The sequence below is a fragment of the uncultured Planococcus sp. genome (genome assembly GCF_947501725.1).
GTDB lineage: Bacteria > Bacillota > Bacilli > Bacillales_A > Planococcaceae > Planococcus > Planococcus donghaensis_C.
This window is the reverse complement of record NZ_CANMXD010000011.1, coordinates 81980-100050: the sequence shown is the minus strand read 5'-3', so window position 1 is coordinate 100050 and position 18071 is coordinate 81980. Positions and strand designations below refer to the sequence as shown.

Genomic DNA, 18071 nt, shown 5'->3' with positions numbered 1-18071 from the left:
TCTCTTGACGATGGATGGAAAAATGCGCTAAAATAATAATTACTTCACCACATTAGCGAACTAAAGTAAAATAACCAATATTAGGGAGTTTTATGAATGACCATACAAATGTTCGAAAAACCGTTAGGCATGAGAGACGATTTCCCATTTATCGCGAAAAAGAAAGCGGAACTCCGCGCAAATGGAACATCCATAATCCAACAGGCAGGCTATGATCTGCTGCAGACACCGACATTGGAATATTACGAAACAATCGGCAAAATCTCGGCCATCGCTGATAATGCGTTGTTCAAATTATTGGACAGTCAAGGAGAGACGTTGGTGTTGCGGCCGGATATGACTTCACCGATCGCCCGTGTAGCTGCTTCCAAGTTACTGAAAGAAAAGATGCCGGTCAGACTCGGCTATTATTCGAACGTTTTCCGCGCCCAAAAGCGCGAAGGCGGCCGGCCTGCTGAATTTGAACAGATGGGTGTGGAACTGATCGGCGACGATTCTTTATACGCCGATGCAGAAGTCATCATTCTGGCATGGAATATCTTAAAAAATTTGAATATCAAATCCAGCCGCTTCGTGATCGGCCATACGCAATTGCTGCAGCTGATCCTGCAGGATTTCGGCTTAGACCAGGAGCAGATCGAAAAAGTCCATGCTGCTTTTGTTTCGAAGAACAGCGTTGGGTTTGAAAGTTTGGCCAAGCAATTGCCGATAGAACCTTCCAGACTGGAATCGTTCATCGGATTGATGTCCACGTCAAACGTCGAAGAATGGCAGCAATGGATCGATCCCCACAATGCGAAACAAAATTCTTTATTCGAAGACATGAAGAAATTGAAGAAAATATTGGATCGCAGCGGTTTGTCCGACGCGATCACCTACGACTTATCATTTAACAGCCACATGACCTATTACACCGGATTGGTGTTTGAAGTATATGGAGCAGGCAGCGGCTTTTCGCTCGGCAACGGCGGCCGTTATGACGGTCTGATGAAGCAATTCGGGCTGCAGGTCGGCGCAACGGGCTTCGGGCTGCGTGTCGACCGGCTGCTGGAAATCATCTCTGCTGTTCCAGAGCAGGAAAATCATACCTTGATCCTCTTTGATGAACAGGGTGAAGACCAGGCGTTCGATGAAGCACAGAAACTCCGCGAACAGGGAGTCCGGGTCACGCTGCAATTTGCGCCAGCAGTTTTGGCGATCGATGAATTCAGCGGGCTGTTCAGTAAAGTCCTACGAATGGAAGGTGCCAATTGATGGATGCATTAACGATTGCAATGCCTAAAGGGCGTATATTTGAAGAAGCTTACGAATTATTAGTGAAGGCCGGCTACGACCTGCCGAAGGAACTCGACGATTCACGCAAATTGATTGTTGAAGCGCCGAATGAGAATATCCGTTTTATTCTTTCAAAGCCGATGGATGTTCCGGCATATGTGGAACATGGAGTAGCGGATATCGGCATCGCCGGGAAAGATGTCATGCTCGAGCATGACCGGGATGTCTATGAATTATTGGACCTTGGGATCAGCCGCTGCTACATCGCGACTGCCGGCATGCCGGACACTCCGATGAATGAAGTGACGCCGCGTGTCGCGACCAAATATCCGAAAGTGGCTTCGCAGTATTATAGAGGCAAAGGTGAACAAGTCGAAATCATCGAATTGAACGGTTCCATTGAACTGGCGCCGATGATCGGCTTGGCGGACCGTATTGTGGATATCGTCTCGACCGGCAAAACCTTGAAGGAAAATGGCTTAGTCGAATATGAGAAGATCGTCGATATCACGTCGCGTTTGATTGCCAATCCGGTAAGCTACCGCTTGAAGCAGAAGCGCATTACGGAATTGGTTGAGAAGTTGAGAAAGCAGGCGAGCGTATGAAAGTAACTCGTTTATCAGCAGGAATCTCCATCAGAAGAACCATCGCAGAAGGCACCGGACAGCAAGTCGCAGCTGTGAAAGACATCATCCAGGATGTTCGGGATAATGGAGACCAGGCCATGTTCCGCTACGCTGAAAAATGGGACGGCGCCAAACTTTCTGCTCTCCGTGTAACGGATGAGGAAATTGCCCAGGGGGTCGAGCGATTCGACCGCCAACTGCTGGAGGATTTGACAGAAGCGGCGACAAATATTCGCAGCTACCATGAAAGCCAGCAGCAACAAGGCTACCGCTTGGACAATGAAGACGGTTCTTATGTTGCCCAGCGTGTCACAGCGATTGAATCTGCAGGACTTTACGTGCCGGGCGGAACAGCAGCTTACCCATCGTCCGTACTGATGAACGTCATCCCGGCTCAAGTAGCTGGAGTGGCGCGCATCGTCTTGATTTCGCCTCCGGGCAAAGATGGCACTTTGTCCGATGGGGTGCTGGCGGCTGCTCATATTCTGGGTATTACGGAAGTGTATAAGTCGGGTGGTGCCCAGGCTATTGCTGCGTTGGCGTATGGCACACAATCCATCTTGCCGGTCGATAAAATCACGGGTCCCGGAAATATTTTCGTGGCTTTGGCCAAACGGGAAGTTAATGGCGATGTCGCCATCGATATGATCGCCGGACCGAGTGAAATCGCTGTAATCGCGGATGATTCCGCATATGCAGACGAAGTGGCAGCGGATCTATTATCGCAGGCAGAACACGATCCGATGGCCAGCGCAGTGTTGCTGACCACGAGCCAAGCTTTGGCTGATGCGGTTTCCAAAGAAGTGGAAAGGCAGCTGGCGCTTTTGCCGCGTGAAGCCATCGCCAGTCCGGCAATAGCGGACCACGGCATGATCTATCTGGGAGAGACGATGGGGCAATTGATTGAAGCCGCCAACCAACTGGCTCCTGAGCATTTGGAGATCATGACAGAGGATGCGGAAGCGGTAGCGGATAAAATCCGGCACGCCGGTGCCATCTTTATCGGGCGCTATTCGTCAGAACCGATCGGCGATTATTTTGCGGGAACCAATCATGTCCTGCCGACCAATAGTACGGCACGTTTTTCGAGTGCATTATCTGTCTATGATTTTATAAAACGAACCAGTATTATCCGTTATAGCGAACAGGCTTGGCATAACAATAAAGACAAAATCGCACGGCTTGCACGCCTGGAAGGTTTGGAAGGCCATGCACGTGCAGTCGAATCGCGGTCGTGGGAAAAGGGGAATGGACAATGAGACAAGCTGAAATCAAGCGGAATACCAATGAAACCAAGGTAGCCATCAATTTTTCATTGGATGGAGAAGGCAAATCGACAATCGATACAGGCGTTCCATTTATGGATCATATGCTGGATCTTTTCATCAAGCATGGCTTGTTTGATGGCGACATCAAAGCAGATGGAGATACCCATATCGACGATCACCACACGACAGAAGACATCGGCATCGTACTCGGCCAGGCTGTTAAAGAAGCGCTTGGCGATAAAAAGGGCATCCGCCGTTACGGCAATGCGTTTGTGCCGATGGATGACGCACTGGCGCAAGTGGTCATCGACTGTTCGAACCGGCCGCATCTGGAGTTCCGCTGCGAACTTCCAAACGAAAAAGTGGGGACATTCGACACCGAGCTGGTTCAGGAATTCCTTTGGAAATTCGCACTTGAGGCACGCATGAATGTACATGTCATCGTCCATTACGGAAAAAATACGCATCATATCATCGAAGCGGTGTTCAAGGCATTGGCACGGGCGCTTGATGAAGCGACAGGCATAGATCCACGGGTCAAAGGCGTGCCGTCGACGAAGGGGCTGTTGACATGATCATCGGCATCATCGATTACGGCATGGGCAATTTGTTCAGTGTTGAGCAAGCATTGAAAAAATTGGAATGTACGGTCATCGTATCGGATGACCCGGCAGTACTGTTGGAAGCGGAAGGGATTCTTCTTCCTGGGGTCGGTGCTTTTCCGGATGCCATGGAGCTGTTGGACCAAAAAGGCCTTTCGGAATTCATCCGATCATTGCCTGAGAAAAACATTCCGCTGCTTGGCATTTGCCTTGGCATGCAATTATTATATGAAGACAGCTCGGAAGTGAAACCGACCAAAGGGTTGGGCTTGTTGAAGGGGCAGATCCGCCGTTTTGAAAAAGGAACGTACCGGATTCCGCATATGGGCTGGAATAGCCTCGAATTTTCACGTGTCCCCTACTGGTTGGATGAAGTTTTGAGCGATACGCATGTTTATTTTGTCCATTCCTTTTTGGCGGTCAATACCGATGATCAGGAAATCTGGGCGACAGCTAGCTACGGAAACCACGACGTTCCAGGAGTAGTCGGAAACGGATTGATTACAGGTATGCAGTTCCATCCGGAAAAATCAGGCGATTTTGGCCATTATTTATTAGAACAATGGATTGCGAATGTCAGGAGGAACCTACATGACTAAGTTTCAAATTTATCCCGCTATCGATTTGCGGGATGGAAAATGTGTACGCCTATTCCAGGGAGATTATGCCCAGGAAACCATCTACGGTGATTCTCCGGTCGACATGGCGAAGAAATTCGTGGAGGCTGGAGCACAGTGGATACATATGGTCGATTTGGACGGTGCGAAAGATGGTGTTCGGATCAATGATCAAGTCGTTATCGAAGCTGCAAAATTGGGTGCAAACGTCCAGGTAGGCGGGGGTATCCGGACACGTGAAGATATCGAACATTATTTATCGAATGGTGTTGCACGTGTCATTATCGGAAGCCTTGCCATCCGCAATCCAGAGCTTGCCGTGTCATTTATCGAAGAGTTCGGTGCTGACCGGATCGTCATTGGCATAGATGCGAAAAATGGGATGGCCGCGACAGAAGGCTGGATCGAAACGTCGGGTCAGGCGGCAACGGAAGTGGCGAACTATTTCGCTTCTAAAGGTGCTAAGCATTTTATCTACACGGATATCGCAACAGATGGAACTTTAGCTGGACCGAATATCGAAGCGAACAAAGCATTGGCTGATTCTGAAGAAGCACAAGTCATTGTCTCTGGCGGCATCGGTTCATTGGAGGATGTCCGCAATGTAAAAAAGGCGTCTACCCATAGCAATATTGCCGGTGTTATTATAGGGAAAGCACTGTATGAAAAACGCTTTACCTTGGAGGAGGCATTGTCATGCTGACAAAACGCATCATTCCCTGCCTGGATGTCAAAGAAGGGCGCGTCGTCAAAGGCGTAAGTTTCGTATCGCTGCGGGATGCTGGAGATCCAGTAGAACTGGCTCGTTTTTATGATAAGCAAGGAGCCGATGAATTGGTGTTTCTGGACATCTCGGCTTCCCACGAAGGCAAGGAAACCATGGTTGAAGTGGTCAAGATCGTTGCAACAGAGCTGTCGATTCCCTTTACAGTGGGAGGCGGAATCCGGAGCCTGGAGGATATGAAACGCATGCTGCGGGCTGGCGCCGATAAAGTGTCTTTGAACACGGCGGCTCTCGACCGTCCGGAATTGATCAAAGAAGGGGCGGACTTCTTCGGCTCCCAGTGCATCGTCGTCGCCATCGACGCCAAGAAGAATGGCGATAGTTGGGACGTCTATACACATGGCGGGCGCAATAAAACCAAGTGGAATGCCATTGAATGGGCGAAAAAAAGCGTGGAACTTGGAGCCGGGGAACTGTTGTTGACCAGCATGGATAAAGACGGCTCTAAAGACGGCTTTGACCTGGAATTGACGCAAGCTGTACGTGAAGCGGTGGAAGTACCGGTCATTGCCAGCGGCGGAGCAGGAAACAAGGAGCATTTCAGCGAAGTCTTTAAAACAGTGGATGCCGACGCTGCACTGGCCGCATCTATTTTCCATTACAAAGAAACCAGCGTAGCTGAAGTAAAAGAATTTTTACGGAAAGAGGGAGTGAACGTCCGATGACAACGATACAATATGATCAAAACGGGCTGATTCCCGTTATTATCCAGAATGCCGAAACAAAAGAAGTTCTGACTTTGGCTTATGCCAATGAAGAGGCAGTCCAAAAAACGATGGACACCAATGAAACGTGGCTGTATTCAAGAAGCCGCAGCGAATTATGGAACAAAGGAGCAACCAGCGGCAATACCCAAAAGGTGACGGCCGTGCGTCTGGACTGCGACGGCGATTCGCTGATCTATGAAGTGATTCCGAACGGACCTGCTTGCCACACCGGCAAGGACAGCTGTTTCTTTGAGACCATCCATGGCGAGCGCAACGAATCTCCGGGAGATATGTTCGCTCAGCTGACCTCTTTGATCAAAGCTCGTGAAGAAGAAATGCCTGAAGGCGCGTATACAACCTACCTCTTTGAAGAGGGCGTAGATAAAATCTGCAAAAAAGTCGGGGAAGAAGCGGCTGAAGTCATCATTGCAGCAAAAAATCGGGATGCTGAGGAACTGGCTATGGAAACAGCCGATTTGTTCTATCACACCTTGGTGCTGCTGCAGGAACAAAAAGTGGGAATCGATCAAGTGGTCAATGTATTAAAAGACCGCCACGCTACAAAAACGACAAGTAAATAATAAGGAAATATGCTATAATTACAGCACATTTGAGTATAGGAGCGATTTTAATCGTTCCTTTTACTTTTTCGGAGGCATATTTTGGAGAATAAAAAAAGAAACTACAAGAATGTACTGTCTTTCATTCCGACGGGGGAATTTTATTACAGAAAAGCGCTGAAAGAACTTCAGCGTGAAAATCATCCAAAAGCACATAAGTATTTACGCCGCGCTACAGAACTGAGCCCGAAAGATCCGCTTATTCTGACGCAGTACGGCATCGTGCTGATGGAAATGGAAGAATTCGAACAGGCGATGGAGATGCTGCATGCGGCGTATGAACTAGATCCAAAAGAGCCTGATATCCTATTTTTCCTCGCTGAAGTCCATGCACATATGGGCTTATTTTGGGATGCACGAAAATACGCCAAAAAATACCTGGTGTACGAAACGCAAGGCAAATACACGGCTGAAGCCATGGAAATCGTTGATTTTGCGGAACAGGAAGACTGGCAGCTTTTTGATGACGATGGCGAAGCGCAGGACAGCGAATATTATTATCGCCAGGAAAAGGCGCGCCGCATGATGGAACAGGGTGATTTTGCTGGAGCCATCGAGCTGCTGGAAAAACTGGTCGAAGAAAAGACGGATTTCTGGGGAGCCTATAATAATCTGGCGCTGGCTTACTTTTATATCGGAGAAGCCGAAATGGCCAAAGCACTGCTTCACGATGTACTGCGGAGAAATACAGGCAATCTGCACGCCCTCTGCAATTTAGCAGTCTTTCATTATTATGAAAAGAATGCGGAGTTGGAAGACGTCCTTGAGCTGTTGAAGAAAATCCAGCCTTACGTATTCGAGCACCGCTACAAACTGGGAGCGACGTTTGCGCTGGTCGGCAAATACAAGGAAGCTTATCGCTGGCTGAAAAGCTTGCAGAAACGCGGCTTTGATGGAGATCCCGCTTTCTATTTCTGGCTGTCGCATGCCGCCTACCATTCGGGACATGAAGAGGCATCCAGACAGGCATGGGATCAATTGAAGAAAATGGATCCCGGCAAAGACGGCTACGAGCCATGGAACGACCATTCCGCGATGCCCCATGCAGATGCGCTGGAGCATGACAGGGACTATCTCGTCGGAAAGCTGGATCATGAGAAGAAAAGTGAACGGCTATTCGGCTTGTTTCTGTTGGGCAAATCCGTTCACAAGCAGGAAATCATCTCACATCCGAATTGGTTGGCATCGGATCAGCCTTCCGTCCTGGAAACCTTTGTCCTCGGCTACGCATTGGGCCACCCCTTCAAAGAGGAAGTTCCAGCTGAACATGCGTTCATGCGGGCGATGGAGACGGCCGAGCTTCTTTATGTGCAAAGTGGAATGGTGACAAAGCAGCGGGCTGAAGTTTTTCAATTGTGGTTCCTGTTGGTCGAAGAGGCTTTCAGCCGGAATTATCGGTTTAAGAACCCGGCGGCATTAGCGGCAGCAGTAGACTATATGGTCGAATCCTCTAAAAATGAAAAAATGATAAAACGGCACCAGGCGGATCGTTTTGGTATATCGGTCGCTACCTTGTCGAAATATATAAAAGAGATAGCCATTTACTTGCCGAATCTCGGCTCACAGGCATAAAAGTTGAAGCTTTTGCTGGAATCTTATACGATTTAGCTACTGAGAAATAGGAGGCCTATTGTTATGACTGAAACGAATACAATTTATGATGTAATTATTATTGGAGCAGGACCAGCAGGCATGACTGCCGCTGTCTATACTTCCCGTGCCAATCTGACAACCTTAATGCTTGAACGCGGTATTCCAGGGGGCCAGATGGCCAATACGGAAGAAATTGAAAACTATCCAGGCTTCGACCATATTCTTGGGCCGGATCTGTCGACGAAAATGTTCGAACATGCTAAAAAATTCGGTGCTGAATACGCCTACGGCGACGTAACTGAAATTGTTGATGGAGAAGAATACAAAACCATCAAAGCTGGATCGAAAGAATACAAAACACGTGCCATCATCGTGACGACGGGTGCGGAGTACAAAAAAATGGGCATCCCGGGTGAAAATGAACTGGGCGGACGCGGCGTAAGCTATTGCGCAGTTTGTGATGGGGCTTTCTTTAAACAGAAGGAATTGGTCGTTGTCGGCGGTGGAGATTCAGCTGTTGAAGAAGGAGTCTACTTGACCCGTTTTGCTGATAAAGTCACTATCGTCCACAGACGCGACGAGCTTCGTGCACAGAAAATTCTTCAGGACCGTGCATTTGCCAATGACAAAATCGACTTTATCTGGAGCCATACCGTCAAAGAAATTCACGATGATGGAAACGGCAAAGTCGGAAGTGTCACTTTGGTGTCTACTGATGATGATACAGAAAGAGAATTCAAAGCAGATGGCGTCTTTATCTATATCGGTATGCTGCCGTTGACAAAACCGTTTTCGGAATTGGGCATCTTAAATGATGAAGGCTATGTTGTGACTAATGAGAAGATGGAAACCAAAGTGCCTGGTATTTATGCAGCAGGCGATGTTCGTGAAAAAACCTTGCGCCAAGTAGTTACTGCAACAGGTGACGGCAGTATCGCAGCACAAGCGGCTCAACATTATATTGAAGAGCTGGTAGAAAAAATCGGGATGAAAACGAAAGCTTAATTGTTTCTTAATCATTTTGTAACGCGCTTGTCATGAATAAGGGTTATAGTAGGAAGAGTAAATTGACCCCCTTTTTATAAAGAATTTTTGATGGGCCATCTTTCGAGCTACTCGGAAGATGGCCTCTTTTTTTTGCATTCTTTTGCATGACACACCAGGATACATGTATAATGGAGTAAGTTTACAATAGATGCGGAGTGTCGAATGTGCAGCGAATCGCGAATTTATTAGTCATCAAAAATGGGCAAGTATTATTATTGAAGAAACCACGGCGTGACTGGTATGTGGCACCCGGTGGGAAGATGGAGGCCGGAGAGTCGATTTTCGAAGCGGCAGTCCGTGAATTCAAAGAAGAAACGAATGCTACCCCGATCGGTACACATTTAAAAGGGGTCTATACGATGATGATCCAGGAAAATGACCAAATTGTGGACGAGTGGATGTTGTATACATTTGCTGCGAACAATTTGACTGGAGATATATTTGAAGAAACAACTGAAGGATTGCTGGAATGGCATCCAGTGGGGCAACTGGCATTTTTGCCGATGGCAGAAGGCGATCGAACCAATCTGCAGTTTGCAGCCAACCGGCCAGGCATTCAATATGGAACTTTCTATTACACGCCGGAATTCCAGCTGATCAAAGAAACCATCCAATCATCAACTGAAGAGGTGAAACACCAGAATGGATAACCGTAAGGAAGAAACTGAGTTAATCATCATCACTGGCATGTCAGGCGCAGGAAAGACTGTCGCAATCCAAAGCTTCGAAGATCTGGGTTTTTTTACGATTGACAATTTACCGCCTGCATTATTGCCTACTTTTATCAAATTGATGAGGGATTCAGGAAAATCGATGAAGCGGGTAGCGGCAGTTATGGATTTGCGCGGCGGTGATTTTTTCGATAGCCTCTTGGACGCAATCGACCATTTGTCGCAGGAACCGAACGTTTCCATCACCGTTCTATTTCTGGATGCGGAAAATCAGACATTAGTGAGCCGTTACAAAGAAACAAGAAGATCCCACCCATTGTCTCCAGGCGGATTGGTCTTGGGCGGCATCAAAAAAGAACGCGATATGCTGAGCGACCTTCAAGGAAGAGCACAATATATCTATAATACTTCCGGCATGACCCCGCGTCAGCTGAAAGAAAGAATCATCGCCGATTTTTCATCAAAGACCAGTAATGTCTTCACAGTGAATGTGATGTCTTTCGGATTCAAGCATGGTATGCCAATCGATGCCGATTTAGTGTTCGACGTCCGCTTTTTGCCGAATCCTTATTATATTGAAGAGTTGAATCCCTTGTCTGGCCTCGATGAACGGGTCTCAAGCTATGTACTGAAATGGCAGGAGACGCAGACACTCCTGGAAAAACTGACGGATTTACTGCAGTTCATGATTCCACAGTATAAAAACGAAGGAAAAGCGCAGCTGGTCATAGCATTTGGCTGTACGGGCGGCCAACACCGTTCAGTGACTTTGGCCGAATACTATGGCAAGCTTCTGGCTGAAAACAATAAAGTCATCGTGACGCACAGGGATGTCAAAATAAGAAAGGATTGAGTGCATGGAACGCAACCAGCACCGGAAACGCGTCGTTATTTTAGGAGGCGGAACGGGACTTTCAACACTTTTGCGCGGATTGAAGCTGTATCCGTTAGATTTGACGGCTATCGTAACTGTTGCGGATGACGGAGGAAGTTCAGGCCGTTTAAGAAATGATTTGGATATTCCTCCTCCAGGTGATATTCGAAATGTCCTTGCGGCATTGTCGGATACGGAACCTTTAGTTGCTGAAATGTTCCAATATCGCTTTAAACATTCCTTAGACCTCGATGGGCACTCCCTAGGAAATTTAATGCTTGCAGCACTTACGGATATTACGGGAGACTTTTCCCATGCAGTCCGTGAAATGAGCCGGGTATTAAGCGTCAATGGAACTGTCTTGCCTGCAGCCAATCAAATCGTGACACTCAATGCGGAATTGGAAGATGGGACCATCATCAAAGGCGAGTCAAAAATTCCTGCCTACCTGCAGCCGATCAAACGGGTGTTCATCGAACCTCACGATGTGAAAACTTTGCCTGCCACTATCGCAGCGATTGAAAGTGCGGATGTGATCGTTGTCGGGCCAGGGTCTCTTTATACCAGTATTTTACCGAATCTATTGGTGAAGGATATCAAAAAAGCAGTAATTGCTGCGAAGGCTAAGAAAATATACATCTGCAACCTAATGACACAAGCGGGTGAAACCTATAAATATACAGCCTCTGATCATGTGAAGGCATTATATGAGCATGTAGGGGAGAGTTTTCTGGATGCCATCCTGCTTGATAAAGTCCAAATGCCGCCGCTCGTTGCCGAGCGTTACAAAAAAGAGAAGGCATCGCCGGTTGAATACGATGAAGAGCGGCTAAAGCAGATGGGACTTGAAGTCTATAGAAAAGACATTGCCAACATCTTTGGCGAAACTGTACGGCATGAGCCAATGAAAGTGGCGGAATGGTTATTTGAATATGCTGGAGGCCGTGCCAGTGAAGATTCGAAGCAGCTTTATTTCTAGTGCTTTGAAAGGGGGAACGAATTTTGTCTTTTGCATCTGAAACCAAAAAAGAAATGACGCAATTAGAAGTGGATGATTGCTGTGGAAAAGCAGAGTTGTCCGCAATGATCCGGATGAATGGAACCCTATCGTTTTCCAATCGGCAATTGAGCCTGGATATCCAAACCGAAAATGCGGCAATTGCCCGACGCATCTACACACTTTTAAAGCGTTTCTACAAAGCATATCCTGTTGAATTGCTCGTCAGAAAAAAGATGCGCCTAAAAAAGAACAACATCTATATTTGCAGAATCCGTGAAGGCGCCAAACATATTCTTGAGGATCTGGAAATTTTGACGGAAGGCTTCCAGTTCCAGCATCAGATCGTCAAGTCGCTGATTGAGAAGAACTGCTGTAAACGCTCTTATCTGCGGGGAGCTTTTTTGGCGGGAGGATCCGTCAATAATCCCGAAACCTCATCCTACCATTTGGAAATCTATTCACTTTACAAAGACCATGCAGATTCTCTAGTTGAGTTGATGAACGAGTTCCATTTAAACAGCAAAACGATTGAGCGGAAAAAAGGGTTTGTGACCTATTTGAAAGAAGCAGAAAAAATCTCTGACTTTCTGAGCATCACAGGAGCGCATTCCGCTCTATTGAAGTTTGAGGATGTCCGAATCATTCGGGACATGCGCAACAGCGTCAACCGTCTTGTGAATTGTGAGACCGCTAACTTAAACAAAACCATCGATGCTGCATTGCGGCAAGTGGAAAACATCCGTTTTATCGATCAAACAATCGGAATCGATCAATTGCCTGAAAGATTGCGTGAAATTGCCCGACTTCGGGTAGAGTATCAAGACGTGACTCTTAAAGAATTAGGGGAAATGGTATCAGGTGGTACGGTAAGCAAGTCGGGAGTAAACCACCGGCTGCGGAAAATTGATGAGATTGCAGCGTCATTGAGAAAAGGAGAAATGATCGGCCGCTAAATAAGGGCTGTTCTTTCATATAAATGAGAGCGAAGTTTTCGGAGGAGGATATGTATGGTTGAAAAACAGGTGAAAGTACTATTAAAAACAGGTCTTCAAGCAAGGCAGGCAGCTTTATTTGTTCAGGAAGCGAACCGGTACACTGCGGATGTCTATTTAGAAAAAGACAATAAAAAAGTAAATGCCAAAAGCATCATGGGAATTATGAGTCTCGCCATCAGCAAAGGCACAGAGGTAAAAATTTCGGCAGATGGATTGGATGAAGAGAAAGCGGTTCATGCTTTATCGGAAATCATCGAACAGGAAGCTTAATCATCATTAAACAGAAAAAAACTCACAGCCATGGGCTGTGAGTTTTTGTTTTAGATATCTTTTTTATGGTCTTCAGGCAACTTGCTGCGTGTGATGACCTGGTCGATCAAGCCGTATTCAAGTGCACGTTCTGCTGTCATGAAGTTATCGCGGTCTGTATCTTTGGAAATGACATCGATTGGCTGACCTGTGCGTTCAGAAAGAATCTGGTTCAGCTTCTCGCGAAGGTGAAGAATACGTTTCGCGGCAATTTCAATTTCAGTTGCTTGGCCTTGAGCACCGCCAAGTGGTTGGTGAATCATGACTTCAGCATTTGGAAGCGCCAAGCGTTTGCCTTTTGTTCCTGCTGCAAGTAAGAAAGCTCCCATTGAAGCGGCCATACCGATACAGATTGTTTGAACATCGGGACGAATAAACTGCATTGTGTCATAAATCGCCATTCCGGCAGTGATGCTGCCGCCCGGGCTGTTGATGTAAATTGAAATATCCTTATCTGGATCTTCTGCTTCCAGGAACAAAAGTTGTGCAACAATTGAATTTGCAACATTATCATCAATGCCGCTGCCCAGCATAATTACGCGGTCTTTCAACAAACGTGAATAGATATCATAAGCACGTTCGCCTCGGCTAGTTTGTTCAATTACTGTAGGAATTAAGTTCATAGAATAGTTCCTCCTCGATTAAGTGGTTTGCAAACAATGCTGAAAGTTCTCTCAGCTGTACTATTATCATACACATGATGGTCAATGAAGGTCAAATCTAACGAATCAAAAAAATAGACTTGATTAAGTTGAAATACTTTTGTATAATAGAAAAGTCGCTAATAGCGAAAACGCCCTCGTAGTGTAATGGATCACACGTAAGATTCCGGTTCTTGAGATGGAGGTTCGATTCCTTCCGAGGGCATAAAAAAAGCAAAGCTCATTTTACCTTATCCGGTAAAATGGGCTTTTTTTTTGTGGCGCTAGTAAGATTTTCAAATCGGTTACAACTTATTAAATAGAAATAGACATCTGGGACGGCTATAAATTTCACTTTCCAATCCATTATCGCTCTATCTTTTTTTTTATGACTAGTCAATTTCTATAGTTTGCTGTCCGGTATCTCCCAGTGAAACCATTTCCATTTATGTTTCAAAAAGAAACGTTTAAAAGAACTCCAGCAAAGGGAAATGACTAGTAATACATACTAGTGAAGAGGTGGAGCTTTTGAAAAAATTATTGATACCCATCATTATTGTGATTGCGATTATTGTCATCATCGCGGCAATTTTGGTGCCGAGTTATAACAGCTTTGTGCAGCTTGAAGAGGATGTCAATCAGTCCTATGCTCAGATTGAGAACCAACTGCAGCGCAGGCTTGATTTGATTCCGAACCTGGTTGAGACGGTGAAAGGATTTGCCGACCAGGAGCAGGATGTCATTGACAGCGTAACGGAGGCCCGTTCAAATTTGGCAGGTGCTGAAGGTGTCAGTGAACAGGCTGAGGCGGATGCCGAGTTGAGCGGGGCATTGAGCCGTTTGTTGGTGGTGGTGGAGAACTACCCTGAAATTCGTTCCAGTGAAAATTTCCAGCAGCTTTCTGATGAATTGGCAGGTACGGAAAATCGGATAGCGGTAGCCAGACAGGATTATAATGGAACGGTTTCTGAATTTAACCGCAAAGCCAGAAGTTTTCCTGGAAACATGATTGCGGGAGTTTTTGGTTTTGACGAGAAAGAGTATTTTGAAGCGGATCCGGATGCTTCTGAAGCACCGGAAGTCGATTTCGGAACTGATGAGGATGAACAATGAGACGCAGAATAGTGCTCATCTGCTTCCTGCTGCTGATGGTCAGTGGGCGTGGCTTGGCAGCTGACTTTCCGGAATTGACGAATGATCTCTATGTTCAAGACGAAGTCGGTATTTTGACGGAGCAGCAGAAAGAAGAAATCCGTCAATTGGGTCGTGGGCTGGAAGACGCCACAACTGCTCAAATCATGTTGCTGGTGATTCCGACACTTGAAGGCGAGCCGATCGAAAGCTACGCCAACGAAGCGTTCCGCCATTATGGCGTCGGGGCGGAAGAGGAAAACAACGGCGTTCTGGTGGTGTTGTCACTGGATGAACCGGATAATCGGGAAATTTATGTGGAAATCGGCTATGGCCTTGAAGGTGCGTTGCCGGACGGAAAAGTCGGCCGGATTTTAGATGAATACGCGATTCCTTATTTGAGCCAAGGCAATTATAGTGAAGGCGTCATCAATTTATATGAAGTTCTCTATCAGGAAGTCGCTGCTGAATATCAATGGAACGGTGAACCTGTAGAACCGCAGGCAGCTACTTCCCAACAACCGCAGGAAGGGCTTCCGCCGTTCATGACCATCCTGATCGTGTCCGCGATCCTCATTCTTATCACTGGGGGTGGAGGCGGCAAAGGTGGTGGACGTGCGAGACGCCGAGGCGGAAGAGGCGTTTATATGGGCCCCGGAAGCTTCGGCGGTGGATTTGGTGGGGGAGGCTTCGGTGGTGGTGGTTTCCGCGGAGGCGGAGGCGGCTCATCCGGAGGCGGCGGCGCTGGCCGAGGTTTCTAAAGGTTTAAGAATTTATGGCTTTCAGCTTGCATTCGTTTATACGGGCGCTTACGCTTTTCTTTGTCCAGACTCCAGCAGCCAGCCCCTCAAGTCGCTTAACGGCTGCTTGCGCTTTTCTATTAGAAAGAAGGTATACGATGTTAACTTTATACACGCGTTCGAACTGTCCATTATGCGATGAAGCCAAACTGATGATTCAGCTCGTTAACGAAGACTTTCCATTGCCTTATCAGGAAGTCGATATCGAAAGTGACGAAGCATTGCATGAAAAATACATGCTAATGATTCCCGTACTGGAAAAAGACAATGAAATATTGCTATATGGAAATATCGGTTACGTAGAATTACTGGAAGCGTTAGAAATTTAACGCTTCTTTTTATTTGCAATTAAAAGAATCATTAGGTAGAATGATTTTAGTGGGACACAAAATATTCTATTGGGACAAAAAACGTCCAGCTAGAACGGAGTGAAAACATGGATGCATTATCTGACGCTCAGCAAAAACTGATGCCGGAAATGTCCGAACTCCTGAAAAAGCGTTACCAGATTTTACAGACAATCAATTTGGAACAACCGATCGGCAGACGAACTTTAAGTGAAGTTGCCGGTGCAACAGAGCGGGAAATCAGAAAAGAAACCGATCTGCTGCGCAATCAGCAGTTGATTGAGATGAAGACAGCAGGTATGACAGTTACTTCTCAGGGTCTGGAAGTGCTGGAAAAGTTAAAGGTTTTCGTTCGTGAAATGTCTGGATTGACAGACATGGAAAAACAGCTGCAAACAATTTTGAAGATCTCGAAAGTGGTCATTTTGCCGCAGGACAGCGATGAGATTCCAGCAGTGAAATCCCATATCGGCAAAGAAGCTGCCCGTCTTTTGGAAGCATTATTCATCCGCCATAAGAAAATAGCTGTTACTGGCGGCAGCACAATGGCCGCCATTTCCAAAGAATTATCCATCAGCAAACCTGATCGGGCACTTCAATTCATCGCAGCCCGCGGTGGATTGGGAGAAGATGTACTTCATCAGGCCAATACGATCGCAGCGGCATTTGCCGAAAAAACAGGTGGTTCGTTCAAAACGCTTTACTTGCCTGATCACTTAAGTGCCGAAGCATTTGCAATGATGATGAAAGAGCCCGTGATCAAGGAAATGATGGACTTGTATGATCAGACTGATGTAGTGGTCCATGGCATAGGCAATGCGGAAGAGATGGCGGTCCGCCGCCACTCTTCTTTAGAAGAAGTAGAGAAGATACGTTCGGGCGGAGCGGTTAGTGAGGCTTTCGGCTATTATTTCGATAAAGACGGAAAAATTGTTTATCGCATCCGCACAGCGGGCATTCAATTGGAGCAGGTACAAAAAGCTTCGACTATTTTAGCGGTTGCCGGTGGAGGTTCCAAAGCAAGAGCGATTTTATCTTATTTCAAGAATGCGCCAAAACCGACAGTGCTGGTCACAGACGAAGGCGCCGCACGGAAAATACTTGGATTGACTAAAAAATTGGAGGAATTATAAATGACTTTAAAATTAGCAATTAACGGATTTGGACGTATTGGACGCATCGTATTTCGTGGAGCAATGGCAAACGAAGAAGTGGAAGTCGTAGCGGTAAATGACTTGACTGACGCTAAAATGTTGGCTCACCTTCTAAAATACGATTCTATTCACGGAACATTGGATGCAGAAGTTTCAGCAGAAGGCGACAACATTGTTGTCAACGGCAAAACTATCCGTGTATTCTCTGAAAAAGATCCATCGAACCTTCCTTGGGGAGAGCTTGGCGTAGACATCGTTGTTGAGTCTACTGGATTCTTCACAGACACAGAATCTGCTTCAAAACACATCGAAGCAGGAGCGAAGAAAGTCATCGTTTCAGCACCGGGTAAAAACGGCATGAAGACACTTGTTATGGGAGTTAACCATGAAACATACAACCCTGAAGAGCATGATGTGGTTTCAAACGCTTCTTGTACAACAAACGGCCTTGCCGGCATTTCTAAAGTATTGAATGACCGTTTCGGCATCAAGCATGCAATGATGACAACGATCCACTCTTACACAAATGACCAAATCCTTTTGGATTCTCCACACAAAGATTACCGTCGTGCACGTGCAGCTGCAGAATCAATGATTCCGACAACAACTGGAGCAGCAGTAGCTGTATCACAAGTGTTGCCTGAATTGAAAGGCAAAATTGATGGAATGGCTATCCGTGTACCAACATCAAACGTTTCATTGATTGACCTTGTAGTGGATCTTGAGCAAAAAGTAACTGCTGAAGACGTCAACAATGCTTTGAAAGAAGCGACTGAAAACGAATTGAAAGGTTACCTTGAATACAGCGACCTTCCATTAGTTTCAAAAGACTACAACGGCAATACTGCTTCTTCAACAGTTGATGGTTTATCAACAATGGCACTTGGCGATAACATGGTCAAAGTCCTAGCTTGGTACGACAATGAATCCGGTTATTCAGGACGTTGTATCGACCTTGCATTGCATATGTATAAAACGGGCTTGTAATCCCAAAATCATAGCTTAATTAC

Annotated in this window: 21 protein-coding genes and 1 tRNA gene; 21 read left to right on the top strand and 1 reads right to left on the bottom strand. The window is 46.4% G+C overall.

Going from position 1 to position 18071, the window contains the following annotated elements; all coding sequences use genetic code 11:
* Nucleotides 1–96 precede the first annotated feature (96 nt).
* The 15 genes from Q0785_RS15895 to Q0785_RS15825 all read left to right on the top strand — a co-directional run bounded on the left by Q0785_RS15895 (nucleotide 97) and on the right by Q0785_RS15825 (nucleotide 12949).
* On the top strand, nucleotides 97–1254 hold the full coding sequence (locus Q0785_RS15895; protein WP_298832048.1) for an ATP phosphoribosyltransferase regulatory subunit: 1158 nt from the start codon (nucleotides 97–99) through the stop codon (nucleotides 1252–1254).
* Nucleotides 1254–1880 carry an ATP phosphoribosyltransferase gene (gene hisG / locus Q0785_RS15890; RefSeq protein WP_215102112.1) on the top strand — a complete coding sequence of 209 codons (627 nt, stop codon included), beginning with the start codon at nucleotides 1254–1256 and terminating at the stop codon, nucleotides 1878–1880. The genes Q0785_RS15895 and hisG overlap by 1 nt, the downstream gene beginning before the upstream one ends.
* The gene (gene hisD, locus Q0785_RS15885) at nucleotides 1877–3160 is read left to right on the top strand and encodes a histidinol dehydrogenase (RefSeq protein ID WP_298832011.1); all 1284 of its coding nucleotides are present in this window, start codon (nucleotides 1877–1879) and stop codon (nucleotides 3158–3160) included. Before hisG ends, hisD begins: the two co-directional genes overlap by 4 nt.
* The gene (hisB, locus tag Q0785_RS15880) at nucleotides 3157–3744 is read left to right on the top strand and encodes an imidazoleglycerol-phosphate dehydratase HisB (RefSeq protein ID WP_223641761.1); all 588 of its coding nucleotides are present in this window, start codon (nucleotides 3157–3159) and stop codon (nucleotides 3742–3744) included. Before hisD ends, hisB begins: the two co-directional genes overlap by 4 nt.
* Nucleotides 3741–4370, top strand: coding sequence for an imidazole glycerol phosphate synthase subunit HisH (hisH, locus tag Q0785_RS15875; protein WP_298832006.1), 630 nt, complete (start codon nucleotides 3741–3743; stop codon nucleotides 4368–4370). Before hisB ends, hisH begins: the two co-directional genes overlap by 4 nt.
* On the top strand, nucleotides 4363–5091 hold the full coding sequence (hisA, locus tag Q0785_RS15870) for a 1-(5-phosphoribosyl)-5-[(5-phosphoribosylamino)methylideneamino]imidazole-4-carboxamide isomerase (RefSeq protein WP_223641765.1): 729 nt from the start codon (nucleotides 4363–4365) through the stop codon (nucleotides 5089–5091). The genes hisH and hisA overlap by 8 nt, the downstream gene beginning before the upstream one ends.
* Nucleotides 5085–5837, top strand: a complete 753-nt coding sequence (gene hisF / locus Q0785_RS15865) for an imidazole glycerol phosphate synthase subunit HisF (RefSeq protein WP_223641767.1) — start codon at nucleotides 5085–5087, stop codon at nucleotides 5835–5837. The genes hisA and hisF overlap by 7 nt, the downstream gene beginning before the upstream one ends.
* Nucleotides 5834–6460, top strand: a complete 627-nt coding sequence (gene hisIE, locus Q0785_RS15860; RefSeq protein ID WP_298832001.1) for a bifunctional phosphoribosyl-AMP cyclohydrolase/phosphoribosyl-ATP diphosphatase HisIE — start codon at nucleotides 5834–5836, stop codon at nucleotides 6458–6460. The genes hisF and hisIE overlap by 4 nt, the downstream gene beginning before the upstream one ends.
* 81 nt (nucleotides 6461–6541) lie before the next feature.
* The gene (locus Q0785_RS15855) at nucleotides 6542–8071 is read left to right on the top strand and encodes a tetratricopeptide repeat protein (protein ID WP_298831998.1); all 1530 of its coding nucleotides are present in this window, start codon (nucleotides 6542–6544) and stop codon (nucleotides 8069–8071) included.
* Between the two features lie 63 nt (nucleotides 8072–8134).
* Complete coding sequence (gene trxB / locus Q0785_RS15850) at nucleotides 8135–9097, top strand: thioredoxin-disulfide reductase (protein ID WP_298831995.1); 963 nt, start codon at nucleotides 8135–8137, stop codon at nucleotides 9095–9097.
* Nucleotides 9098–9303: 206 nt separating this feature from the next.
* Nucleotides 9304–9789 carry an 8-oxo-dGTP diphosphatase gene (locus tag Q0785_RS15845; RefSeq protein ID WP_298831992.1) on the top strand — a complete coding sequence of 162 codons (486 nt, stop codon included), beginning with the start codon at nucleotides 9304–9306 and terminating at the stop codon, nucleotides 9787–9789.
* Nucleotides 9782–10663 carry an RNase adapter RapZ gene (gene rapZ, locus Q0785_RS15840; protein WP_298831989.1) on the top strand — a complete coding sequence of 294 codons (882 nt, stop codon included), beginning with the start codon at nucleotides 9782–9784 and terminating at the stop codon, nucleotides 10661–10663. The genes Q0785_RS15845 and rapZ overlap by 8 nt, the downstream gene beginning before the upstream one ends.
* Before the next feature lie 4 nt (nucleotides 10664–10667).
* Nucleotides 10668–11663, top strand: coding sequence for a YvcK family protein (locus Q0785_RS15835; protein WP_223641778.1), 996 nt, complete (start codon nucleotides 10668–10670; stop codon nucleotides 11661–11663).
* 23 nt (nucleotides 11664–11686) lie between these two features.
* A complete protein-coding gene (gene whiA, locus Q0785_RS15830) occupies nucleotides 11687–12637 on the top strand; it encodes a DNA-binding protein WhiA (RefSeq protein ID WP_223641789.1) in 951 nt (316 codons plus the stop codon).
* Nucleotides 12638–12691: 54 nt separating this feature from the next.
* On the top strand, nucleotides 12692–12949 hold the full coding sequence (locus Q0785_RS15825; RefSeq protein ID WP_298831982.1) for an HPr family phosphocarrier protein: 258 nt from the start codon (nucleotides 12692–12694) through the stop codon (nucleotides 12947–12949).
* A 50-nt stretch (nucleotides 12950–12999) separates the two neighbouring features.
* Here Q0785_RS15825 and clpP read toward each other — a convergent pair whose 3' ends face one another.
* Nucleotides 13000–13611, bottom strand: coding sequence for an ATP-dependent Clp endopeptidase proteolytic subunit ClpP (gene clpP / locus Q0785_RS15820; RefSeq protein WP_223641794.1), 612 nt, complete (start codon nucleotides 13609–13611; stop codon nucleotides 13000–13002).
* A 172-nt stretch (nucleotides 13612–13783) separates the two neighbouring features.
* On the opposite strand from clpP, the gene Q0785_RS15815 reads away from it, so the two are divergent.
* The 6 genes from Q0785_RS15815 to gap all read left to right on the top strand — a co-directional run bounded on the left by Q0785_RS15815 (nucleotide 13784) and on the right by gap (nucleotide 18048).
* Nucleotides 13784–13855, top strand: a tRNA-Arg gene (locus Q0785_RS15815).
* 302 nt (nucleotides 13856–14157) lie between these two features.
* On the top strand, nucleotides 14158–14742 hold the full coding sequence (locus Q0785_RS15810; protein ID WP_298831976.1) for a LemA family protein: 585 nt from the start codon (nucleotides 14158–14160) through the stop codon (nucleotides 14740–14742).
* Nucleotides 14739–15521 (top strand): YgcG family protein, encoded by a 783-nt coding sequence (locus tag Q0785_RS15805; protein ID WP_298831973.1) that lies wholly within the window; start codon nucleotides 14739–14741, stop codon nucleotides 15519–15521. The genes Q0785_RS15810 and Q0785_RS15805 overlap by 4 nt, the downstream gene beginning before the upstream one ends.
* A gap of 137 nt (nucleotides 15522–15658) precedes the next feature.
* On the top strand, nucleotides 15659–15889 hold the full coding sequence (locus Q0785_RS15800; protein WP_298831971.1) for a glutaredoxin family protein: 231 nt from the start codon (nucleotides 15659–15661) through the stop codon (nucleotides 15887–15889).
* 107 nt (nucleotides 15890–15996) lie between these two features.
* Entirely contained in the window at nucleotides 15997–17040 is a 1044-nt protein-coding gene (locus Q0785_RS15795) for a sugar-binding domain-containing protein (protein ID WP_298831968.1), read from the top strand.
* On the top strand, nucleotides 17041–18048 hold the full coding sequence (gap, locus tag Q0785_RS15790) for a type I glyceraldehyde-3-phosphate dehydrogenase (RefSeq protein ID WP_298831965.1): 1008 nt from the start codon (nucleotides 17041–17043) through the stop codon (nucleotides 18046–18048).
* Nucleotides 18049–18071: the final 23 nt, after the last annotated feature.